A 21,549-nucleotide genomic window follows, 5' to 3' on the forward strand; every position below is an offset into this window, starting at 1 on the left:
AAGCTGGCCTGGCCCGCATCTGGGTCTGTGACATCGAGCTTGCCGCCGGTCGAGGTCAGCTTGTCCTCGGTCACGGCGCCCTGAGCGGCTCCGGCAATGATCGCTCGATCATCCGTGCCCAGCACGTTCACGACCAGTTGGTGGCTCGTTCCATCCACGCTGTTGATCGTGAAGGTCTCGCGCTCGCTCTGCCCCGAGACCAGCGCCTGGACAGAGGGGGATCTATTGTCGAGTTCGTATGTCCAACGACCCGATTGATCGATCTGCAGACGACCGAAGCTTCCGGTCAAGGAAGTGGCCTGAAACTGCGCCTCGCCCGGATCCGGGTCGACGACCGTCAAAGCGCCTGACACCGTCAGGACATGGTCTTCGGATGTTGTCCCGGTATCCGTTCCCGAGATCCTGGCAGCGTCGGGTTGTGGCAACACATTGAAAGGCAACTGCACCTGTGCGGAGTGACCGTTTGGGTCAACGACCGTTGCCGTTAGGTGGCTGGATCCAAACCAGTCGGTCGGGGGGGTCATGATCAGGTTCTTCAGGTCGGTGCCGGGACTAAGGACCCACGTCCCTGCCGGACCTGCGTGCCCCTGGTTCATGATCGTTCCAGGGGGCAGGCCACCGATCGTCACGGTGGATCCACCCTGCGTGTTGTTGCCGTTCACCACCGAGATCAACACCGGCACAGGGTGGCCCTCCTTGCCACCGGGTATGAACCCAGCGATGGCAGGCCCGCTTGGTTGACCACCCGTCACGATGTGGCCCGGCGTCTGTCCCGTAGCGTGACCGCCACCGCCGGCTGACAGGTTCGGAATGATCGCGTGTCCGACATTCTGATCTGTGCCAATGCCAGGCAAGGCATGAGTGAAGTTGGGATGTCCTGCACCAGATGACTGGAGTCGAGTTGGGGGCAAAAGAGCCAGGCCGGACGAGGCCAACCAGTCGGAGCCGGACTCTGCGCCCGGACGACCCGGCTCGGAATGCAAATCGGAAAGGCCGGCGCCCATATGGCGTGCCAAGGCCGGCGCTGAGACCATCAACTGCCGGCTTCCGGAACCGCCGCCTTGCACGACGCTATCCGGCGCGGCATGTGCGTCTTCGCCTGGAACACTCGGAAGGTCGCTCGTGTCGGTCACAACCCAGGCAAAAACCTCTTCAGACAACTCGTCTCTGGGGTCCCCGGTCGAGTGGGAGGTTTGGCTTTTACTCGGGCTCTGATCGGACATCTCTTCTCTCCTCACCGTTCGGTCAACGCCAGGTCGAGATTGGTGTAAATGGGCTTCCATATATATTGAAACACCGTCTTGGCACCGGTTTTGATATCGGCCTCACCGGTCATTCCGGCGATCAATGTAAGTCCGTCCTCAGCATCACGGAAATGATCGCTGTCCAGTTGCACAAGGACTTCGTAGAACGCTGTTCCACGCTCATCGACTGCCGTTGTTGGCGAAACTTCCTCGACCGTGCCGGGCAAAGCGCCGAAGCGGCTATAATCGAAGCTGTCGATTTTCAAGCGCACAGGTTGTCCGACCGAGACGAAGCCGACATCACGCGGCGACAAGCGACCGCTGAAACGATAGCCCCCGTCTGCTGGAACGATGGTTACGACCATGCCGCCTGGATCGATGACATCGCCGATCGTGTCGTCTGGGATGGACTGGATAACGCCGGCAATGGGCGAGCGTATTTCAGTCTCCGCGACGTGGCTCTTTAAGCCAGCTGCTTCGGCCTGCAAGGCGCGCCTCTGGGAATCCGCCTCTGCAATCCGGCTTCGCGCCTTGGCAAACTCATCCAATTCGACCTGGGTTAGCGACGCCTGAAGCTCGGCCACCTCGGCCTCGGCGATGGTTCGACGGCCGGCGAGTTGGGCAAGGTCAAAACGATACTGCGCTTCCTGCTCTCGCAGTTCCGCGAGCTTCGCGCGTGCGCTCAGTCCGCGATCCAGCAGGTCCTGTTGAACGGCGCGCTCCTCCTCGGCAACGGCGATCTGTTGAATGAGTTGGGGGCGTTCCTCGTCGATGGCTGCAATCTCGGCCCGCTTCTCTTCGATCTGCGACCCGATCACGGAACGTTCGGCGCGAATGAAGGCACGCGTCGCCGCAAGCGCAGCCATCTCGCGTTCCACGAGATCATAGAAATCCTCGGCATGGGCCGAGAAATCCGGCTCCCGCCCATCTGCAAGCGCCAGGAGACGTTCGATCTCAAGGGACAGTCCCGTGATGCGCGCCTCGGCAGCCCGAAGCGCCGATTGCGCCTCCGTCTGATCCAAAAGCGCTACGATCTCGTCTGCTTCCACCATCTGACCACGCGTGACCCGCAGTTCGGCCAACTGACCACCATGCCGGCTTTCGACGCGCTTCACCTGGGCGATGGGTTCGATTTCCCCGCGCGCCTTGGAGATCTCGTCGACAGGTGTGTAGACCATCCAGATCACCAGCGCAGTCAGCCCAGCCAGAATGACGACGGCTGCCCGACGCATCCATACGAAGGTCGACGTATCGTCAAGGTCGAAAGATTGATCTCCGCGAGATTCACTCATCGCTCTTCTCCTTAGCCGAAGCTTCCACTTCTGGCGTTTCTGTCTGAACCGGCCCACAATAGACGACATTGCCTGCGTCGAGCACGATGGCGACATCGGCCAGCGCCGCGAGTTCCGTGTCATGGGTGGCGAGGAAAATCGTCGCCTTGCCACGCGTTTCGTTGATGAAATTCCCGATCTCGGTCACGGAGTCCTTACCAGTCGCAGCGAGCGGATCATCGAGAACGAAGAACCTGCTGTCATGCCCCGTAATCACGCTCCACGCGGCGCGTTCCACATGTGCTTCTGCGGAAAACCCGACACCGGGTTTGATACTGCTCAGCTCCAGCCAGACGCCTTTGTCGCCCCCCATGTAAGCGCATCGTGCGTCGATCTCGTCGGGATCGTACTGGGAAATCTGTCGACCATTCAGCGTCAAATGCCCAGATTGTGGCCGGAGATCCCCTGCGATGAGCTGGAGCAAGGTGGATTTGCCGGACCCGTTCGGCCCCATCACGACGACGATACTGCCGGGGGCCACATCGAATGAAACGCCGGTAACGGCAGGTGGCTGACCGGCTTCATAACGGTAGAACAGCCCTTGTGCGGCCACAGCGGGCGCCTCCGGTTCGAGCGCGATCTGAAGATGAGACTCCTTGCCCACCGTGGGTGCCCGGAGCTGGGCCTCAAGGGAGGTCCAGCCGCTGCGGATCGCCTTGAGGCGCGGTATGGCCAGGAACAGCGATTGCGCGGGGCCAGTGATGCGCCAGGTCAGCAACATGGTCCCGATCAGCGTACCGGCCGACAAATGACCATTCAGGGCCAGATCGATTCCGACTACCAATGTCACGAGCGCGGTGCCGGATCCGAGCGTAGTAGCGATTGCCGAATGGGAACCGGTCCTCGTCATGAAACGGTGCGTGTCCCGTGCGCCCGACCGCAGGATTGCATCGAATCTCTGAAGCCATTTCTCGCCCAGCCCGGCGCGTTGAATGGCGCCGTTGGCATCGACCAACTCCCCGATCATCTGCGTACGTCGTTGGGATTGGCGGACGGCAAACGGGTCCCTGCTGCCGGTTCCTGCGTTCATCAACAGGCCGAAGCCGAAAAACAGCACCAGGTAGATCGCGGGAATGATCGCCATGCCCCCGCCAACGATCACCAGGGCGGCAAAGGTCAGCAGGATAAAAGGCGCATCATAGATTGCGGCAATATTCGGGGAGGCGAACAGGTCGGCGGCGCGCTCGCCCTGCCGGATCCTTGCCACGATTGCACTGCCCGAGGTCCCTGCCGTGTTCGATATTGGCGAGCGGAGTGCCTTGCCGGCAAGCAATGTCGAGATCTTGCCCGAAAGCGAGGCGTACTCCGTGGCAGCAAGCCCAGACCGCACCCGCCGCATCGCCAGCATCGTGATCAGAACGATCACTGCACCTGACAACAGGGCCGGAAGTGAATGGGCAGCCCCCCCTCCCAGCACCCGGTCGTAGACGGCCATGGTGAAAAAGGGCACGGCAAGAGCGCAAAGGTTGATGACCAGGGATTGCCAGACCACATGGACGAAGGAGCCGCGCGCGCGAGATGAGATATTGGCAAATGTGACCTTGCTGGCGTCGGCTTCGGGAAGCATGCGAAGATAAAGGAGCGGACCTGCGGGGGGGCGGACCTGCCCCGTTTCGTCGTTCTCCGGGAACGAAACAAGATCACCATCCCGTCGCACGAGCGCGGTCCAGTTGGAGCCGTCTCTCGCGATCAGGGCGCCATCATGACCGTCGCTCCAGGATGCGGGAACGCCCTTGTGAATGGAAGCGTCCACCCCGATCAGGTTGCTGGCCCGTGCCATGTCAGAAAGCGATGACGAGAAACCACCGAATGCCGCTTCTATGGCCAGATCGGAATGGCGCCCGTCGAGATGCTTCAGGACGGATTGAAGGAAGCCGGTTGCATCAGACATCATTCGACCCCCTCGATCCAGTTTCTGGGGTTCTCGAGGCGCGTGACGTCCTTCAGGCCGTCGCGGAGATCCTCCGACGACGTCTGCAACAGGATCTTGACCGCGTCCGAGCGGGACAGGAGAAATTCCGACAGCTTCTTCACCGCATCGACATCGAGGGACGCTTCAGGCGCCTCTAGAATGACCAGCCCGGGGCTGCCCGCAAATGCCTGGACGATTGCGGCGCGCTTGGTGCCGCCATCCGGCAGTGGCCTGCCGGAAGACGCAAGTTCCGTGTCATACCCGTGGGGAAGCCGGCTAACGAGGCTGTCCAACCCGATGTCGCGCGACAGGTTCAGCGCTTCCGCCTCAAGATCCCTGTCAAGACGGGACAGGCTATCCATCAGGCGACCGGTTAACAGCCGCGGACGGGCTGCCACGATCCGGACGGTTTCCGGGTCTGTCAGGTTGCGCGGCATGTGATCGATGATGGCTTCCAGCTTTTCGGTCGCTGTCTGACGCGGCGAAGCGTCGAGCACCCAGACGCCACCGCCTGCCGTGTTCAGAATTTCTGCCGTGCCTTTTGATGGTTGACGTCCGATCTCTCCACTGGATTCAAGGATCGATTTCGATTTCTGTGCCGCGACAATCGCGGGCTGGGCGCGCAGGCCCGTCGCCGCTACGCCTACAAGCTGGGATGCCGCCCGGGAGCCCAGCAACGTGCAGGCCGCAAGGCCGCCGGTTGTCATTTGCCCGGCGAGCACCTCTGAGGCGCCCAACCAGACAACACCGACGGTCGATATCAGCGCTCCGCTCTGCAACAGGTCCAACTGAAAGCTGCTGATGTTCTGGGTCGTCCTGTTTGCTTTCGCCAGAACCGTGCGCGCATTAGCTAAACGGGAAAATGCTGAACCAAGGCTGGCTAGGGTCGTCGTGTTTGAGGACGTATTCGCAAGCGCCGTGACACCGGCCTCGAATTGCGCGCCCGCCAGCAGTTCCTGCTCCAGTGCCGATCTGTTCCGCGGCGCCACCACGAGGAACGCGATCACCGAAACCGCAGCGACCAGTAGGGGCGCGGCAACAACGAGTCCTCCGAGATACGCAATCAGAGCAAGGAAAACGATGGAGAAAGGCGCATCAAACCGCGCGAGCAGCGTTTGACCGACATTCACATCCCGCGCCTTGGCGGGCGCCGAGGCTAGGAGAAGAGCTTCCTCCCGGCTGTGATGACCCTGAATCAGTTGCCGGGCGGTTCGAGACCAGAGCCTGTGCTCTTCCAGCGCTGACCATCGCGCAAAGATGCCGGTCCGGACGTAACGGAGCGTTCCCGAAAGTAGCAAGGCCACGACAACCGCCGAGAAAATGACGGTCGCCGACCCGGCAGACTGGTTCGGAAGAATGCGGTCGTAGACCTGAAGGAGCGCCAGAGGAAGCGCCAATGCCAGCGCATTGATTCCCACGGAGATAAGGCCCACAAAAGCGCGCGAGCCTGGCTTCGCAGCCAGCGCGTGATCTGATCGCCCACTTTGTGGTGCCGCGTCAGTAACCATTCAATTCTTTCATCTGATCTGTACTAAAAAAGATGCTAGTTGGGAAAAGTGCTTCGAAACAAGAGAAAATCAATCCCAGAGCTCCGATTTCGAACTGAACACGGTCCGCCCCAGGGTCATCGTTTCTGAAGAAGGTTCTACCGCTCAACATCCAATGCGCCGTTCCAGAAAGGGCGAGCCCGTTGCTGACGATGTCCGGGCCGTCATGCTCCACCGGTCTGATATGGCCCGCTTCCCTTCCTGCCGGGGTCGCCACTGTCACTGCCTTTTGCCAAAAACGTCTGCGCAGCCATGGGTGAAAAAGTGTGTGGCTCACTCAGATCAGTGTTTGCTATTCTGCCTGCGCCGTTTTTGGCGTGCCTTGGCGCGTACTTGGGACCGGTTGCAAAATGCCGGGGCGCTGCCGGATTGAGGCCGTGAAGGATTTTGCGTTTACCTGCGCGCCTGCAAGGTCGGATCAGAGGCCAAGGCGGTGCTGGGCATCGGGTCGCGTTTTACAATCGCAAGCGCTGTGCCTTTTTTGGGGCTTGGTTTTGATGCCACCTTACCCCCGCTCATCCTTGGGCGAGCCCATCACCACATAGCTTGTGATGGAATGTACGTTCTCGACCGTGCCCAGAACATCCGTGTGAAATCGTTTGTAGGCGTCGATATCCGCCGCCTCGACCCGCAGCATGTATTCCACATTGCCCGTCGTGTTGTGGCATTCCGTCACTTCGGGGGCCGTTAGAACAGCCCTTTCGAACTCTTCGCGCGCGGCTTTGGTGTGGCGGCTCAGCCCCACCGTCAGATAAGCCACAAATCCCGTGCCCAGTGCTGCGCGGTTCAACACCGCGCGATAGCCGGAAATGACACCGGATTTCTCCAGAGTGGCCACCCGTCTCAAACAGGCCGACGGCGACAGCCCGACTTTTTCGGCCAGCGCGAGGTTGCTGATCCGCCCATCGCGAGAAAGCTCGCGCAATATATGTTCGTCAATTCGATCAAGGTCCGTCATTAGTTGCATTGCTTCGCATCAAACGCCGCAAAACGCAATTCCATAGCGTGCATTTTCACGCATCGTTGCGTCATGACTTACGATATTCTCCTTGCCCTCGCGCTCTTCGCTTTCGCCACGGTATTCTCTCCGGGGCCAAACAACTTGATGCTCATGACGTCAGGGGCCAACTTCGGCCTGCGCCGCACCGTGCCACACCTCTTGGGTGTGGCGACCGGCTTTCCTGCGATGATCGTGCTTGTGGGCCTTGGTGTGATGCAACTCTTTGACGCTTACCCCGTCAGCTATACCATCCTCAAAGTACTCTCAGTCACCTATATGCTATTTCTAGCGTGGAAAATCGCCCACGCGGCGCCTCCCAAAGATGCGGAAACAGACGCCCGCCCACTGACCTATTTGCAGGCCGCAGCCTTTCAGTGGGTCAACCCCAAAGCATGGTCCATGGCGCTTGGCGCGATCACGCTTTATGCCACCACCCGCGACCTGCTGGCGATAGTGGCGGTTGCCGCCACCTACATGGCGATCGGCTCTCTCTCCGCCACAAGCTGGACCGTTCTCGGCACCGGCATCCGCCGCCTGCTCGACAAACCGGGTCGCCTGACCGCGTTCAACTGGTCGATGGCTGCGCTGCTTTTGGCATCTCTCATTCCGGCTTTCCTCGCCTCCTTCTGAAACAGGGTGCGACGCAGGGAGCCGCCCTCAATAAATGCCTGAGACTTCGCATCCTCAGGCGGGCCTTACAGGCTGGCGCAAAATTGTGCGTAGCTTTTCCGGTGCCACCCGCCGCGGATCGCCCAGATAAATTTCGTGATGCTTGCCGTTGAACGTCAGACCGGCCTCCGGCATCACCCGATCATGCAGATCCGCCAGAACCGGTGCCTCGTCCGAATAAGGCCCCACATGCAGCGTCTGCAAACAGTCGCCCTCCTCTAGGGTCAGCAAACCAACCTCCGCCAGCGCCGCGATATCCACGCCCTTCTTGGCCAGCTTGACCGCCGCCGCAGCCCGCGCCGCGTCCAGATCATCCGCCGTCACACCATCCGGCATGCGGATCATCGCGCGCCACTGCCACTTGTCGCGCTCGGCGCGTACAAAACTGCCGGGATCATCCGCCCACCACAGGCTTTGCTGCGGCGGCACCACAAAATCCGCGCCCTGCGCCTTTTGGGCAAATTTGATGCCATAGGCCAACGGATACAGCGCCCCGAGCGCCCGTGCATAGACTGCCCCTCCCGGATCCCCTTGTCCTGTGATGGTCAGAAACTGCAATTTCGGGATCACGATCCGGTCCCATCGCCCCACCTTACCGGTGTAGTAAGGCTTGTCCGCTTTCTTGAAATCAAGCTTCTCGGTCATCACACGTTCTCCGCCCGCAAATCAGTCAGTGGCAAACAAATCTCGGTTGGCAAAACCTCGGGTTAAAAATCCCCCGCAGGGTTGTCGTGAACATAGCGTAGCACGCGCATCAACCGCTTCTCATTGGCCGCCATACCGGCTCCCTTCTTGTCGTGATATCACCTTGCCACAGACGCCCTGCACAAATCTTGCTCAATTGCGCGACCCGCCACAGCCGTTGCAATTCCGTCAGGTCAGCGTCATATAGCGAAGTCATAGGGCCAACCCGCCAAAGAGGATGCGATGACCAACTATCTCGACTTCGAAAAACCCCTCGCCGAAATCGAAGGCAAGGCAGAAGAGCTGCGCGCACTGGCGCGGACCAACGAAGAAATGGATGTTGCAGACGAGGCCGCCGCGCTCGACAAGAAAGCCGCCGACCTTTTGAAAGATCTCTACAAAGATCTGACCCCGTGGCGCAAATGCCAGGTCGCGCGCCACCCGGAACGCCCGCACACCAAAGATTACATCGAGGCGCTCTTTACCGAGTTCACGCCGCTCGCCGGTGATCGCAACTTTGCCGATGACCTTGCCGTGACCGGCGGCCTCGCGCGGTTCAACGATCAGCCGGTGATGGTGATCGGTCACGAAAAAGGCCACGACACCAAATCCCGCATCGCCCACAACTTCGGCATGGCCCGCCCCGAAGGCTACCGCAAGGCCGTGCGCCTGATGGAGATGGCCGACCGTTTCAATCTGCCCGTGATCGCGCTTGTCGACACCACCGGCGCTTATCCCGGCAAAGGGGCCGAAGAACGCGGCCAGTCCGAAGCGATTGCCCGCTCCACCGAGGCCTGCCTGAACATCGGCGTGCCGCTGGTGTCCGTGATCATCGGCGAAGGCGGCTCCGGCGGCGCTGTGGCCTTTGCCACCGCCAACCGCGTCGCGATGCTGGAACATTCGGTCTATTCCGTGATCTCGCCAGAAGGCTGCGCGTCGATCCTCTGGAAAGACGCCGAGAAAATGCGCGAAGCGGCCGAAGCCCTGCGCCTGACCGCGCAAGATCTGAAACAACTCGGTGTGGCGGATCGCATCATCGAAGAACCGCTGGGCGGCGCCCACCGCGACGCCAAGGCGACCATCGAGAGCGTGCAAAAAGCAATTGCTGCGATGCTTGAGGAGCTTGGCAAGAAAGATAGCAAAGCGCTGATCGCAGACCGCCGCAAGAAGTTCCTTGAGGTCGGGTCCAAGGGGCTGGCGGCGTAAACCGCCTCTCACCAGCAACACAAAACAGGCCGTCCCTCCGGGGCGGCTTTTTGTTTGTCAAACATACCGAGGCAAACAGCGGCCCTTTGACATGCCGCGACAAAACTCACTGCTGCAAACCAACTACCCTGCCATCCCATTTCGATGCTAAGCCTTCTGAAAAGATGTCGCGCACAGGCACGGAGCTCGCAAAGTTGATCAAAGGTGTTGACACTATAGATGAGAAAAGGATCGTCATCGCGCGACATCTCGGAAGTGCCCTCGGTCAAAGGCTACTTCGCATCGAGACTGCGTTTCTCAAGGATGAGGATGGCGGTTGGGGGGAATGGCCTGACCTGCCGATCAGGCTTTTCTTTGAGCCCGAAAGATGCGTGTCCGTCGCTTGGTCTTACTTTGACAAACTGTTCGTCACCGATGACCAAACGCTCCCCTTCGATCCGGAGGATTGCGAAGTCGAGTGGCGTGCAAACCGACTGACTTGCTTCGCGCCGTTGCTGGAACAACCGCTACGCAGCATTTGGTTGGGACAGGGCGACATGACGCTCGGCTCAGAACCGGTGGAGATTTGGACGCGACTGCTCCTCGAATTCGAAAAAGGTTGGATGGAGATCTACAATGGGCTGGATGAAAACGCCTACGCTTTCCACAAGAAGATGCCACAGGGCAAATTTGACAAGATAGGGTAAGCCTCCCCCTTCCTCGTGCCCCAAATACGCGCGCCGCAGGCAGCGCCCAAAGGCCGCTTGAACCCGCCACCCTGTCCGCTACTCTGCCCCCATGTTGACCATCCTAAAACACCCCACTTTTGCCCGCCTTTTCGGCGCACAGGTCGTGGCCCTCATCGGCACCGGTCTTCTAACCATCGCTCTGGGCCTACTGGCCTATGACCTTGCCGGACCAAAAGCCGGTGCTGTGTTGGGGATGGCCTATACCATCAAGATGGTCGCCTATGTCGGCCTGTCGCCGGTCATGGGCGCGCTGGTCGCTCGCATGCCGCGCCGCGCAGTGCTGATCACTGCCGACCTTATTCGGCTTGCGGTCGCGCTCTGCCTGCCGTTTGTGGAAACCGTCACACAGGTCTACGCGCTGATCTTCGTGCTTCAAGCCGCCTCCGCGACCTTCACCCCGACGTTTCAGGCCACAATCCCCGATGTTTTGCCGGACGAAGCCGACTACACCCGCGCCCTCTCGCTGTCCCGTCTTGCCTACGATCTGGAAAACCTGCTCTCGCCCGCGCTCGCCGGCCTCCTGCTTCTGTTTATGAGCTACAACAACCTGTTTCTGGGAACGGCTCTCGGGTTCTTGCTGTCAACGCTGTTGATTTGGCAAACCAGACTGCCCGCGCAATCTGACAGGACGCAACGCCCCTTTCTCCAGCGCGTCACGCGCGGCAGCTGGATTTACCTCGCCACCCCTCGCTTGCGCGGCCTGCTGGCCTACAACACCGCCGCAGCTGCCGCCGGAGCCTTTGTTCTCGTCAATACAGTGGTGGTGGTGCGTGACACCTACGGACAGGGCGACACGGGCCTTGCTCTGGCCATGGGCGCATTCGGCACCGGAAGCATGATGGCGGCGCTGTTGCTGCCGCGATTGCTTGATACCGTGCCCGACCGTCCGGTTATGAGCACAGCCGCCTTTGCGCTTTCGGCGCTCACTTTGATGCACGGCGCAATCTTCGCCTTCATTGGCCCACTTAGCTGGCCCGCCTTGTTGGTGGTCTGGCTCTTGGCGGGCGCTTTGTACTCCGCCGTCCTAACCCCCTCCGGACGCCTTCTGCGTCGCTCTGCACACGCAGAGGACCGCCCTGCCGTCTTCACAGCGCATTTCGCACTCAGCCACGGCAGCTGGCTCATCGCATACCCTCTCGCAGGCTGGAGCGGCGTCACCTTCGGCCTCTCGGGGTCTCTGCTAATCATGGGAGCGCTCGCCCTCGTGGCCACTCTGATCGGCCGCCTCCTCTGGCACGCGGCCCCTGCCGAAATCGAACACGAACACACCGACCTGCCTGAGGATCATCCGCATCTTCAGAAGTACGGCGGGCGGCGGCACAGCCATGCATTTGTGATCGACGACGAACACCACGTCTGGCCAACCAACGGTTAAGCCACCGCGCGTTGCGGTCACAAATTGACGAGCTCGAAACCGCACCGTCGCAATACCGACGGAATACAGACGCGGTGCAGACAGCCGCTCAAAATAAATTTCACAAAAGTGAATACGCCTCAGCGGGCCAGCAAACGCAGGCCCTGTGTCACGTCAGAGCGCACCGCAAGACGCAATCCAGGCTCGTCTCCGGCCTTCAATGCCGCGATGATTAACCTATGCTGTGTCGGCGGCTCAGTCCGTCGCAACCGCCCATAGAGCGATCGCATCGTCGGCCCCAGCTGCAGCCAGACCGTTTCCGTCATCGCCAGCATCGCCGGCGCCTGCGCCCGCAAATAAAGCGTGCGGTGAAATTCCAGATTGGCGCGGATATAGGCCACAGCATCCCGACGCGCGACCGCTTCGCTGACCGTGTTGTTGATGCTGACCAGCCGCTCGATCAACGCCATATGCGCCCGTGGCAAAGCCCGACTCGCCAACTCTACCTCTATCAGTGCCCGCAGCGCCGCCAGCTCCTCCAGACGTTCACTCGACAGTTCCGGTGTCGACACGCGTCCGGAGTTCGACAGGAACAGCGCCCCCTCTGCCACCAACCGTCGCACGGCCTCCCGCGCGGGCGTCATCGACACCTCATAGGTTTTGCCAATCCCGCGCAGGGTCAGTGCGGCACCGGGTGCAAGTTCGCCATACATGATTCGAGCCCGCAGAGCGCGGTACACACGGTCATGTGCTGAGGTGGACAGGTCTTGTTGCGGCTTGCTGGTCGGGATCATGCCGCAACTGTGATCACAAATTCTGAGAAGGTCAATGCGCCCTCAGGCAAAGCGGTAGCGATGCAATTCCTGTCCCTGCACCCGCAGCCATTTGCGCTGTGTGCGATAGTCGCCGTGAATGCGCTCCACCTGATCCCAAAAGGCTTGGGAATGGTTCATTTCCTGAAGATGGGCCACCTCATGTGCCGCCACATAGTCAAGGATTTCCGACGGTGCCATGACAAGGCGCCACGAAAACATCAAGGCGCCCGCAGAACTGCACGACCCCCAGCGCGATCGCGTGTCTCTGAGGGTGATTTTGCTCGGGCTGCGCCCAAGTTGGCCCGCGTAATGATCCACCGCTTCCGCAAGCCGGTTCCGCGCCAACTCCCGCAAGAACCCCTGCACCCGTGCCGCCGCACGCGCCGGATCTCCGGGCACGGCAATCTCGTCCTGCCCCAGAAGGACAGACCGACCTGCACCGGCCACAACTTCACGCAGACGCCCGCCCACGGGCACCTTGGTGCCATGCTCGACCTGAACCAGGTCCGGCTGCTTCGCCAATTGCGCCAGTATCCAGCCGGATTTCTCTTCCGCGAATCCCAGAGCCTCGCGGTCGCGCACGCCCTTCGGCACGGTCAGAGACACGGTTCCGTCCAGCCGCGACACCCGCAGGCTGATCCGGCGCGCCCGACCGGAATGGCGCAAAATCACCGTCACAGGCGGGTTTGTGGGCAAGATATGTTGCGACATGGGCCCTCCAAGGCCGAGTTCGGGAGAAACCCCTTTGACACGCGGCCATTCATATGGCAGTTGCCGCAAACCGTCGAGAGAGACTCAAACGATTCAAAGGGGATTTCCCATGCCCAAAGAAGAATGGGGCGTCAAGCGTGTGTGCCCGACAACCGGCAAGCGTTTTTATGACCTGAACAAGAACCCAATCGTCAGCCCCTACACAGGCGACGTGGTGGAAGTAGAAGCCGGCAAAAGCCGGATGATTGCAGCTGACGCCGAAGATGCGGCCACGCTGAAAGCAAAGAACCTCGAGACCGCGGATGACGTGCTTGAGGATGATGACACTGTTGATCTGGAACTCGAAGATGATGTTCTGGATGACGACGACGAGGACGACAACGTTTCGCTGGACGAGATTGCGGACGTGGCGTCTGAGGACGACGACAGCTGATTGTCGCACAAAATTCTCAGAGGCGGTTTTTTTGACTTGAACCCGCCTCTGAATACGCCTAATCAGGCGCGCACAGGCTGAGAGGCCTGACATGATGGGGCCTTAGCTCAGCTGGGAGAGCGCTACAATGGCATTGTAGAGGTCAGGAGTTCGATCCTCCTAGGCTCCACCATTATCCCACTATCACAATCACTTACCGACTTCGGGTCAAAACGTTTTTGGGCCGTTGGCACGGCTATTTTTTGCGATCCCACGGAACGCTCCCCGACTCAGGCAGCCAACGCGCCACGATCGGCGCGCCCACAATCACCACCACAATCCGCGTCAGGTGGTGTGCGATCACAAATCCCAAATCGGCCCCTACAATGATTGACAGCACGGTCATTTCGGCCTGTCCGCCAGGTGCAAACGCCAGGAACGCTTCCATCGGCGGCGCTAGCCCGAAAAGTGTGACCACTTCCGCAAAAGCTGCCGCCAAAATCGCCAGCACCACCATGAACGCCAAGCCTGCCGCGACCACTTGGCGAAGTTCCCGAAACGTAACGCCCACATAGTGAACGCCGATCCCCGCACCGATAAAAAACTGGGCTGTCAGAATGGCCTCGGCAGGCGGGCGGGAATGCAAAAAGCCTCCCATGGTCAAAGCGGCGGATACGATCATCGGACCCAAAATTGACGCGCCAAATAGACCGATGCGCTCTCCACCTTTCCATCCCAGCAGAGCCGCAGCCACCATCAAGGCCATCTCGCCGATCGGCAATTCCGACGCGGGATGACCGTTCGGGTTGTTCAGACTCGCTCCATACACACCGGTCAGAATCAGAGGCGCCAATATGACAATCACCAGAACACGAGTGGCATGGATCAGCGACAACACTCGCGCATTGCCGCCGGCCTCCTGCCCAAAAAGGATCATGTCCTGCAATCCTCCCGGCATCGCAGCATAGTACGACGTCACCGGATCAAAACCACCGACCCGTTGGAAAAACGGCACGCCAATCGCCGCAATCAAAGCCACATAAATTGGCACCAGAGCAATCGAGCCCGCCATTTGCGGAATGGTTGCCACAACGTCCGGCGTCAGCGACGTCCCGACTGCTACGCCCAATATCGTGCGGGCCGCGACGGAGATCTGACCAAAGCCCGCAAGGTTTTGGCCAAAGAGGGCCAAAAGAAGACAAAAGCTCATCGGCCCGAACAAAAAAGGCAAAGGGAAGTCAAAAAACCAGAAAACCAATGCACCAGTCATGGCAGCGGCAAATGTCTTGGCACTGAGGATTGGGGTTTTCACGTTTCCTACCTTCCTGACGTGCTTGACTGCATTGTATCCGTCTGTATACAGAAGGATACAAAAACGCAAGGACACGGGATGCAAGACGACAGCACTCAAAATGACGGCCTGCATGGAAACGTTGCCTACGCTGCCCTTCTTGCGGAAATTCGTGAGGGAAAATTGAACCCGGGCGACCGGCTTCGGGAAACAGATCTCGCCGATCGCTTGGGTGTTAGTCGCACTCCGGTGCGCGAAGCTATCCGCCAGCTGGAGGCCGACGGTCTGGTGACGCACTTGCCACGCCAAGGGGCCTCTGTGCGCCGACTCGACTATGCAGAAGTCATGGAATTATACGATATGCGCGCCGTTCTCGAAGGCACCGCGGCGCGGTTGGCAGTGCGATCCGCCTCTGATGTGGAACTCGCCGAATTGCGCAGCCTCAACGACGAAATCCGCGCCGCCGGTGAGGGCACCAGCGCCTCGCAGTTAAACCGCCACTTCCATACGCTCCTGCTCAACTCCGCCAAAAACCGGTTTCTGGCAAAATCAGTTCACGCCATGCAAAAAGCGATGATGATCCTTGGCCCCACGACCCTTGCCCAGACGGAAAGGTTCGAAAGCGCAATCCAGGAGCACACCGCAATTCTTGACGCACTAGACGCCCGCGACGCGGGTGCAGCGGAAACCGCCATGCGTCGCCACATCGAGGCCTCTCAGCGAACCCGCATTAAGGCATTTCGGGAAGCCGATACGATGGGTCAGTAATGCAGCAGGCGGCTAAGCCACCTCGCTCTCCACTGGCATTTCGCAAGTCCAAGTACATTGCCCCGAGAAAGGTCCGCGCGAGAACAGGCAGATAGTCGCGAAAAGTGCTCAGTTACGAATTGGGCGTTGCCGTTCCGCGTGGGGCGGAGCTCTCCCTAAGCGTGTGCATCAAAAACTTGTTTTGGCCACCAGAGAACTGAATTTCGCACATATCATTTGCCTCGAGGGCAACGGGAAATCTCCTTCGTTTGGGTCAACTTGACATCACGTTCTCAGATTTTTGGACCAATTTTTTGGAGAGGAAAACCCGCGGGAAAATACTTCAACCTTTGAGGGATTAACTTGTTGTGTTAACCTCAGGTCACTTCAAAAGAAAACAATCGACCAACAGGATTTTAAGATGAAAAAATTTCTCACGGCCGCTGTGGCGGTCGGCGTTTCGATTAGCGCGCACTCCGCGCCAGTCCAAGCAGGAAGTGAACCCCTTTTGGGTGATGTCATAATGGTTGGCTTCAACTTCTGCCCCCGAGGGTTTGCAGAAGCGAACGGCCAACTGCTTCCGATAAACCAAAACCAGTCTCTGTTTTCGCTGCTGGGCACACAATTTGGCGGCGACGGCAGAACATCCTTTGCCCTACCAGACTTGCGTGGCCGTGCTCCGATCGGAGCAGGAACCGGAGCAGGCCTTCCGACCTACGCGATTGGTCAGAAGGGGGGTGTTGAAACCACCACGATGACGACTGCCAACATGCCGGCCCACAATCACCCTGTGATCGGCGATCCAGACGCCACTCTTCTGGCAACCTCTTCCGCGCCTTCTACCAACATGCCGGGTGGAAATCTGCTGGCCACTTTCCCTGCCAGCGTTGACGCCTACACGACCGCACAAGGCACACCGCAACCCATGCACAACAATACCGTGGATCTGACGATACGCGTCAAATTCAGCAACACCGGCGGCGGTCAGTCGCAAAACAACATGCAACCCTTTCAAGTGATCAGGTTCTGCATGGCAACACAGGGGTATTTCCCGTCGCGCAACTGACCCGCAGGGCTTGGTTTACCGTTTCAGACGCGCGTTGCGGCCAACATTCTGCTGCAATGGAAACGTCATTGAATTTAAGGAAAGTATCATGAAGAAACTCATTTCCCATGTGTTCGCGGCAACACTCTCACTTGCCGGAACATCCCAAATCGCCCAAGCAGACGAACCGTTTGTCGGCGAAATCCGCCAGTTCGGCTTTAACTTTTGCCCAAGAGGCTGGGCTCCGCTAGACGGTCAACTTCTTGCAGTTAGTGGAAACGATGCGCTGTTTTCGCTTCTGGGCACCATTTACGGCGGTGATGGCCGTACGACCTTCGGCCTCCCAAGCCTACGAGGCCGCATCCCCCTCCACACTGGCACTGGCCCCGGACTGACACCTCGTCCGCAGGGACAAAAAACCGGAACTGAATGGGAAACTGCGACCATCGCAAATTTGCCAAGTCACACCCACGGCGCGGCCGGCGGTTTGGCGGCGCAACTGGTCGGCAGCAGCGAAAACCCGAACACCAATGATCCTAGCGGCAACTATCTGCCAACTGGCACGTCGGCATTTTACTCCTCAGCGCCCGGCACTCTGGTCGACATGCAGGCAGGATCTGTGACTGTCGATCTCTCCGGCGAAATAATCGGTAACAATGGAGGTGGCCAACCTGTCACCAACATGGCCCCGACGATCGTCAACAACTATTGCATAGCGCTCTTTGGCATTTACCCGTCACGCAGCTGACGCCGCGACTGGTTTTAACAAATCAATGGATACAACAATGAAACATTTCACAAAAACAATCGCTGCAACGCTTTGTGTAATTGGCACCACCGCGCCGATTGCCAAAGCCGAACTCGACCCCTTTATCGGAACCATCATCCAAGTTGGAGAGAATTTTTGCCCGCGTGGCTGGGTCGAGGCCAACGGCCAGTTGCTACCGATCTCATCATATACTGCGGCATTTTCGCTTTTGGGCACCATGTATGGAGGTGATGGCCGTACGACGTTTGGCGTCCCGGATATGCGCGGACGTTTCGGGATGCACGTCGGTCGCGGCCCGGGCCTGACAGCAAATAGGCAGGGTGAAAAGCTTGGCGTCGATCAAGTAACTCACAATGTGAACAATATGCCGTCTCACAATCATACAATTGAAGGCACGATCACCGCGACCGTTTCTGCAAGCTCGAACCGACCCAATGTTCCGAGCCCGGCAAACGCCTACAAATCGGCTTTCCCCCGCCAATCCGCGGTTTATGCCATCGGCGCTACGGCGGATGTCGCTATGGGGGACGGCTCGGTAAACTTCACCAACAACGTGGCCCTTGCGAACTCCGGTGGGCAACAGCCCATCACCAACCGGCAGCCTTTCCTCGCGATGAAAACCTGCATCGCGATTCAGGGGATCTACCCGTCCAGAAGCTAATCCATCGGGTTGCCTGCCGCCAAGACGGGCAACCCAATTCCATTTTCAGGAACTAATACTCTGTGAAGCCTGCTTTCCCGACTCTACCGGCCCCGCACATTCCGGTGGCAAAACCGCGGCTGCCTGAAGCGCACAGGCTGATGCCTTATCTGGAGCGTCTGGACCAAAGTCGCATTTATGCAAACATCGGTCCTGTCTGTCAGGAACTCAAGGAACGATTGGGCAAACATTTTGACATCACCGAGGGCGGTCTTGCATTGACGGCGTCGGGATCTGCGGCGCTTGTTGGTGCGATATTGGCTGCTGCGGGTCGCCGCACAAATCGCCCGATTGCCCTCTGCGCCTCCTACACATTTGTTGCCACTCTGTCTGCCATACAGTGTTGCGGATACGACCCACACCTCGCGGACATCGACCCAAACACATGGGCTCTCGACCCTGACGCCCTGCGACGCCATCCCCGTTTGCACGAGGTCGGCCTAGTAGCCGTGACAGCCCCCTACGGTCGGCTCCCTGATCTCGATGCCTGGGCCCGATTTCGACGCGACACCGGCATCCCGGTGGTGATCGATGCCGCGGCGAGTTTCGACGTGCTTGAACGCTTGCCTCGCGCCATCCCGCCCGACCTGCCGGTCGTGCTTAGCTTCCATGCCACAAAGGCCTTCGGGTGCGGCGAAGGGGGCGCTGTGATTTGCACTGACCCCGATCTTTTCCTTCGCGTGATACGTGCCACCAACAACGGATTTTTCGGCGCACGGCACGTGATTGGAGACAACATCAATGGCAAAATGAGCGAATATCACGGCTGCGTTGCCATGGCTGCACTCGATTATTGGGGCGCCACTTTGTGGGACTACAAACAGACCGCAAAAGCCTACCATCACGCGGCCAACGCCAATGGCATCGATGCGATGCTGCGGGTAGGAGGCGACACGTCCTATGCTTATGCGCTTTTGCACACTTCCACCGAGGAGCAGGCGATTTTTGTGCGCGATCAACTGGCTGCCAAGGGCATCGACAGCCGTTTCTGGTACGGGCGCGGCCTTCACCGAGAAACCGGATTTGGCCCGTTTGACTGCGATCCCATGCCGGTAACAGACAGCCTTTCGCACCGCCTTCTCGGACTTCCTTTTTACGCGGATCTGGCAATCAGCGCGATCGAAGAAATCTGCAAAACAGTGGCTCAGGCGATGGAGATCATCCCAATAGAAGGCGTGCAAAACGTTGGGCGGCCTTAGGCACCACCTTGACTGTCGGACCTTTGGCAAAAGATCCTGGCGCGAGATCTCTCAGGATCACGGCTCCGGCCCCCACCAAACAGCCGTCGCCCACTGTTACCCCGTCAATCACGCCGCTCTTGCCGGCAAAAAAGCACTCCTTGCCGATCCGGCAGTCTCCGGCCAGCCCTACCTGAGATGCCAGAAAGCAATGGTCGCCAACCTGGGCATGATGCCCGATGTGGTTGCCGCTCCAAATCAGCACATTGTTTCCGATTTTTGCAAAGGGCTGCACCACATTACCTTCTAGAATAAGACAATTCTCTCCGATCTCATCCGAATAGATGTGGCTCGACGGGTGTACAAAAGTCAGAAAGTCATACCCTCTGGCCTTGCCTTCTTCGTACCGTTCCTTCCGGAAACGGTTCATATTATGATAACTCAGCGGTCCAAAGATCAGCCCGTCAGCGGGCGCAAAACTCTGCTCCAGCGTTTCCCAGTCAAAGACCGGTTTGCCCATGAACTCCGTCACCTCACCTCGAAACGCCGCATCCACGGTATAGCCAACAATCTCATGGTCGCTCTCGCGCTCAAGATACACTGTGACAGCCTCTGCCACTTGTCCCGCGCCAAACAATACAACCTTCGCCATCAAGCGTCCGCCATGTGATCAGCGGCCTTCGTCGCATCGACGCTGGCCGCGCTAAAGATATTTAAACCCTGTTCTCCACTACCTGGTGCGGCCAATTGGGTCAGGCAGTAGTGGTGCCAGTGCATTGCGCAGAGCCCGATGAAGGCGGACACAGACAACCCGCCCGCCGCGCGATTGCGCCGGTACGCGCGCCAATACATGCGCAGCCCTTTGCGAAATACCTTTCTGCGTGCCATTTCACGACCCAACCGCCACGCGATGACACCGCTGGTTGCCACACCGCCGAGCCACCTGGGCTTGTGTGTCTCACGCGACTGCATTTCGCGGCGTTTGGCTATGTACTTATCGGACGTTGTCACATTCCGCACGACCCGCCCGATAAAGGCCTCAGCCGTATAAAGTCGCCGCAATGCCTTCTCATAACCGGCAACCAGCTGATCCCGCGTCATCTGCTTCGGTATGAAGTTGCATATGTCATTGTCATCCGTCAGCCGCCCTTCGGCTTCCAGCCGCTCATAAAGCGGCGTCTTGGGCAGAGCCACAAGCACACCAAAAGACACCCGACCGATATTGTTGCTCTCGATAAATTGGACCTGTTCTTCAAAAATACGGTCGTCATCTTCGTCAAAGCCGACAATAAAGCCCGCAGAGACCACAAGGCCCGCGTCGCGAATGCGATCCAACTTGGTGCTCATGGATTCACCACGAATATTTTGCAGCTTCTTGGTCTCGATCAGGGATTCCTCACGCGTGCTTTCGATCCCGATAAACACCTCGCGGAAATTGGCGCGGATCATCAGTTCCATCAACTCGGCGTCATCCGCCAGATTGAGCGTAGCCTCGGTCGAAAGCACCAGTGGATAGCCGTTTTCTTCCTGCCAGCGGATCAACTCTGGCAGCATTTTCTTCACGGCAACCTTGTTGCCGATAAAGTTGTCATCCACCACAAAACAGACCCCAAAACCCGCCTTCCAAACGCCCTCCAGTTCGGCAATGACCTGCTTTGCCGATTTCACCCTTGGACGGCGCCCGAAGATCACGATGATGTCGCAGAATTCACAGGTGAATGGGCAGCCGCGCGAGTACTGGATGGACGCGGACATGTAATGTTCGGCTTTCATCAAATCCATGCGCGCGGGCGGCAACGTCGCCATGTCGGTCTTTTCAGTCTGCTCGTAACGCGACTGAACCGAGTCTCCGTTCGCCATCGCTTCAACGAACTCAGGCCAGGTCTGGTCGGCCTCACCGACAAAAATCGTGTCGCACAGACCGTCAAAAAACTGCTCGTCAATGGCCGCATAGGGTCCGCCAACGACAACGGTGCCCGGCAGTGTCTTTACCCGCTCAAGGATTTCTATCATGCGATCGCGCTGTGCGATCTGGCCCGTGATCCCGATCACATCAAAGCGCCGCAAAGCTTCAAAATCGATGTCTTCAACGGCCTCGTCAATCAACACAATCTCGTGGTGATCAGGGATCAGGGCCGCCAACAGCGTCAACACGCCCGGCATCATCCATGCGCGCTTTTCTCCGGGCATCAATGGCAATGTATAC

The 21,549-nt window shown here is 58.9% G+C and carries 22 protein-coding genes and 1 tRNA gene; 11 read left to right on the plus strand and 12 right to left on the minus strand.

All coding sequences use genetic code 11. The features are described 5' to 3' along the window. The 6 genes from BM069_RS14050 to BM069_RS14075 all read right to left on the minus strand — a co-directional run. Window positions 1–1,223 (minus strand): VCBS domain-containing protein (locus BM069_RS14050; protein ID WP_212611546.1); only part of this gene is annotated, 1,223 nt, incomplete at its 3' end. Between the two features lie 11 nt (window positions 1,224–1,234). After that, complete coding sequence (locus tag BM069_RS14055) at window positions 1,235–2,536, minus strand: HlyD family type I secretion periplasmic adaptor subunit (RefSeq protein ID WP_170846751.1); 1,302 nt, start codon at window positions 2,534–2,536, stop codon at window positions 1,235–1,237. Beyond that, window positions 2,529–4,466, minus strand: coding sequence for an ATP-binding cassette domain-containing protein (locus tag BM069_RS14060; protein ID WP_170846752.1), 1,938 nt, complete (start codon window positions 4,464–4,466; stop codon window positions 2,529–2,531). The genes BM069_RS14055 and BM069_RS14060 overlap by 8 nt, the downstream gene beginning before the upstream one ends. Continuing rightward, window positions 4,466–5,995: an ATP-binding cassette domain-containing protein gene (locus BM069_RS14065; protein WP_093324642.1), complete on the minus strand. Its 1,530-nt coding sequence runs from the start codon at window positions 5,993–5,995 to the stop codon at window positions 4,466–4,468. The genes BM069_RS14060 and BM069_RS14065 overlap by 1 nt, the downstream gene beginning before the upstream one ends. Beyond that, entirely contained in the window at window positions 5,985–6,311 is a 327-nt protein-coding gene (locus tag BM069_RS14070) for a hypothetical protein (protein ID WP_139216208.1), read from the minus strand. Before BM069_RS14070 ends, BM069_RS14065 begins: the two co-directional genes overlap by 11 nt. Window positions 6,312–6,539: 228 nt before the next feature. Then, window positions 6,540–6,992 carry an Lrp/AsnC family transcriptional regulator gene (locus BM069_RS14075; protein WP_093324645.1) on the minus strand — a complete coding sequence of 151 codons (453 nt, stop codon included), beginning with the start codon at window positions 6,990–6,992 and terminating at the stop codon, window positions 6,540–6,542. Window positions 6,993–7,064: 72 nt separating this feature from the next. Here BM069_RS14075 and BM069_RS14080 point away from each other — a divergent pair, with 72 nt between their 5' ends. Further along, window positions 7,065–7,664, plus strand: coding sequence for a LysE family translocator (locus tag BM069_RS14080; RefSeq protein ID WP_093324646.1), 600 nt, complete (start codon window positions 7,065–7,067; stop codon window positions 7,662–7,664). 54 nt (window positions 7,665–7,718) lie between these two features. On the opposite strand, the gene BM069_RS14085 is transcribed toward BM069_RS14080, so the two are convergent. Beyond that, on the minus strand, window positions 7,719–8,348 hold the full coding sequence (locus tag BM069_RS14085) for a GyrI-like domain-containing protein (protein ID WP_093324648.1): 630 nt from the start codon (window positions 8,346–8,348) through the stop codon (window positions 7,719–7,721). 282 nt (window positions 8,349–8,630) lie between these two features. Here BM069_RS14085 and BM069_RS14090 point away from each other — a divergent pair, with 282 nt between their 5' ends. The 3 genes from BM069_RS14090 (at window position 8,631) to BM069_RS14100 (ending at window position 11,696) form a co-directional block, all read left to right on the plus strand. Further along, window positions 8,631–9,593, plus strand: coding sequence for an acetyl-CoA carboxylase carboxyltransferase subunit alpha (locus BM069_RS14090; protein WP_093324650.1), 963 nt, complete (start codon window positions 8,631–8,633; stop codon window positions 9,591–9,593). Window positions 9,594–9,787: 194 nt separating this feature from the next. After that, window positions 9,788–10,279 carry a hypothetical protein gene (locus BM069_RS14095; protein WP_139216209.1) on the plus strand — a complete coding sequence of 164 codons (492 nt, stop codon included), beginning with the start codon at window positions 9,788–9,790 and terminating at the stop codon, window positions 10,277–10,279. 91 nt (window positions 10,280–10,370) lie between these two features. Beyond that, window positions 10,371–11,696, plus strand: coding sequence for an MFS transporter (locus BM069_RS14100; RefSeq protein WP_093324653.1), 1,326 nt, complete (start codon window positions 10,371–10,373; stop codon window positions 11,694–11,696). Between the two features lie 119 nt (window positions 11,697–11,815). On the opposite strand, the gene BM069_RS14105 is transcribed toward BM069_RS14100, so the two are convergent. Together BM069_RS14105 and BM069_RS14110 are read right to left on the minus strand one after the other, a co-directional pair. After that, window positions 11,816–12,469, minus strand: coding sequence for a GntR family transcriptional regulator (locus BM069_RS14105; RefSeq protein WP_093324655.1), 654 nt, complete (start codon window positions 12,467–12,469; stop codon window positions 11,816–11,818). Between the two features lie 42 nt (window positions 12,470–12,511). Next, entirely contained in the window at window positions 12,512–13,201 is a 690-nt protein-coding gene (locus BM069_RS14110; protein WP_093324656.1) for a M48 family metallopeptidase, read from the minus strand. Window positions 13,202–13,310: 109 nt separating this feature from the next. Here BM069_RS14110 and BM069_RS14115 point away from each other — a divergent pair, with 109 nt between their 5' ends. Together BM069_RS14115 and BM069_RS14120 are read left to right on the plus strand one after the other, a co-directional pair. Beyond that, a complete protein-coding gene (locus tag BM069_RS14115) occupies window positions 13,311–13,634 on the plus strand; it encodes a TIGR02300 family protein (RefSeq protein ID WP_093324658.1) in 324 nt (107 codons plus the stop codon). A 96-nt stretch (window positions 13,635–13,730) separates the two neighbouring features. Then, window positions 13,731–13,806 (plus strand) — tRNA-Ala (locus tag BM069_RS14120). A gap of 63 nt (window positions 13,807–13,869) precedes the next feature. Here the strand turns inward: BM069_RS14120 and BM069_RS14125 are convergent. After that, window positions 13,870–14,883, minus strand: a complete 1,014-nt coding sequence (locus BM069_RS14125; RefSeq protein WP_093324957.1) for an AbrB family transcriptional regulator — start codon at window positions 14,881–14,883, stop codon at window positions 13,870–13,872. Window positions 14,884–15,003: 120 nt separating this feature from the next. On the opposite strand from BM069_RS14125, the gene BM069_RS14130 reads away from it, so the two are divergent. The 5 genes from BM069_RS14130 (at window position 15,004) to BM069_RS14150 (ending at window position 19,364) form a co-directional block, all read left to right on the plus strand. Continuing rightward, window positions 15,004–15,672, plus strand: a complete 669-nt coding sequence (locus BM069_RS14130; RefSeq protein WP_093324660.1) for a GntR family transcriptional regulator — start codon at window positions 15,004–15,006, stop codon at window positions 15,670–15,672. Window positions 15,673–16,072: 400 nt separating this feature from the next. After that, a complete protein-coding gene (locus BM069_RS14135; RefSeq protein ID WP_093324662.1) occupies window positions 16,073–16,717 on the plus strand; it encodes a phage tail protein in 645 nt (214 codons plus the stop codon). Window positions 16,718–16,805: 88 nt separating this feature from the next. After that, window positions 16,806–17,444 (plus strand): phage tail protein, encoded by a 639-nt coding sequence (locus tag BM069_RS14140; protein WP_093324663.1) that lies wholly within the window; start codon window positions 16,806–16,808, stop codon window positions 17,442–17,444. A 37-nt stretch (window positions 17,445–17,481) separates the two neighbouring features. Continuing rightward, entirely contained in the window at window positions 17,482–18,126 is a 645-nt protein-coding gene (locus BM069_RS14145; protein ID WP_093324958.1) for a phage tail protein, read from the plus strand. 62 nt (window positions 18,127–18,188) lie between these two features. Then, complete coding sequence (locus tag BM069_RS14150) at window positions 18,189–19,364, plus strand: DegT/DnrJ/EryC1/StrS family aminotransferase (protein ID WP_139216210.1); 1,176 nt, start codon at window positions 18,189–18,191, stop codon at window positions 19,362–19,364. Here the strand turns inward: BM069_RS14150 and BM069_RS14155 are convergent. Next, on the minus strand, window positions 19,324–19,995 hold the full coding sequence (locus tag BM069_RS14155; RefSeq protein ID WP_093324666.1) for an acetyltransferase: 672 nt from the start codon (window positions 19,993–19,995) through the stop codon (window positions 19,324–19,326). The genes BM069_RS14150 and BM069_RS14155 overlap by 41 nt on opposite strands. Then, window positions 19,995–21,533 (minus strand): B12-binding domain-containing radical SAM protein, encoded by a 1,539-nt coding sequence (locus BM069_RS14160; RefSeq protein WP_093324960.1) that lies wholly within the window; start codon window positions 21,531–21,533, stop codon window positions 19,995–19,997. The genes BM069_RS14155 and BM069_RS14160 overlap by 1 nt, the downstream gene beginning before the upstream one ends. Between the last annotated feature and the right edge of the window lie 16 nt (window positions 21,534–21,549).

Origin of the sequence: Shimia haliotis (assembly GCF_900114415.1) — a bacterium.
Lineage (GTDB): Bacteria > Pseudomonadota > Alphaproteobacteria > Rhodobacterales > Rhodobacteraceae > Shimia > Shimia haliotis.

Bases quoted from the DNA above. Each gene is read 5' to 3' on its own strand.
- BM069_RS14155 (WP_093324666.1), bottom strand. From the start codon at position 19,995: ATGGCGAAGGTTGTATTGTTTGGCGCGGGACAAGTGGCAGAGGCTGTC.
- BM069_RS14115 (WP_093324658.1), top strand. From the start codon at position 13,311: ATGCCCAAAGAAGAATGGGGCGTCAAGCGTGTGTGCCCGACAACCGGC.
- BM069_RS14130 (WP_093324660.1), top strand. From the start codon at position 15,004: ATGCAAGACGACAGCACTCAAAATGACGGCCTGCATGGAAACGTTGCC.
- BM069_RS14090 (WP_093324650.1), top strand. From the start codon at position 8,631: ATGACCAACTATCTCGACTTCGAAAAACCCCTCGCCGAAATCGAAGGC.
- BM069_RS14100 (WP_093324653.1), top strand. From the start codon at position 10,371: ATGTTGACCATCCTAAAACACCCCACTTTTGCCCGCCTTTTCGGCGCA.
- BM069_RS14080 (WP_093324646.1), top strand. From the start codon at position 7,065: ATGACTTACGATATTCTCCTTGCCCTCGCGCTCTTCGCTTTCGCCACG.
- BM069_RS14110 (WP_093324656.1), bottom strand. From the start codon at position 13,201: ATGTCGCAACATATCTTGCCCACAAACCCGCCTGTGACGGTGATTTTG.
- BM069_RS14140 (WP_093324663.1), top strand. From the start codon at position 16,806: ATGAAGAAACTCATTTCCCATGTGTTCGCGGCAACACTCTCACTTGCC.
- BM069_RS14065 (WP_093324642.1), bottom strand. From the start codon at position 5,995: ATGGTTACTGACGCGGCACCACAAAGTGGGCGATCAGATCACGCGCTG.
- BM069_RS14055 (WP_170846751.1), bottom strand. From the start codon at position 2,536: ATGAGTGAATCTCGCGGAGATCAATCTTTCGACCTTGACGATACGTCG.
- BM069_RS14105 (WP_093324655.1), bottom strand. From the start codon at position 12,469: ATGATCCCGACCAGCAAGCCGCAACAAGACCTGTCCACCTCAGCACAT.
- BM069_RS14075 (WP_093324645.1), bottom strand. From the start codon at position 6,992: ATGACGGACCTTGATCGAATTGACGAACATATATTGCGCGAGCTTTCT.
- BM069_RS14145 (WP_093324958.1), top strand. From the start codon at position 17,482: ATGAAACATTTCACAAAAACAATCGCTGCAACGCTTTGTGTAATTGGC.
- BM069_RS14085 (WP_093324648.1), bottom strand. From the start codon at position 8,348: ATGACCGAGAAGCTTGATTTCAAGAAAGCGGACAAGCCTTACTACACC.
- BM069_RS14125 (WP_093324957.1), bottom strand. From the start codon at position 14,883: ATGACTGGTGCATTGGTTTTCTGGTTTTTTGACTTCCCTTTGCCTTTT.
- BM069_RS14135 (WP_093324662.1), top strand. From the start codon at position 16,073: ATGAAAAAATTTCTCACGGCCGCTGTGGCGGTCGGCGTTTCGATTAGC.
- BM069_RS14060 (WP_170846752.1), bottom strand. From the start codon at position 4,466: ATGTCTGATGCAACCGGCTTCCTTCAATCCGTCCTGAAGCATCTCGAC.
- BM069_RS14160 (WP_093324960.1), bottom strand. From the start codon at position 21,533: ATGCCCGGAGAAAAGCGCGCATGGATGATGCCGGGCGTGTTGACGCTG.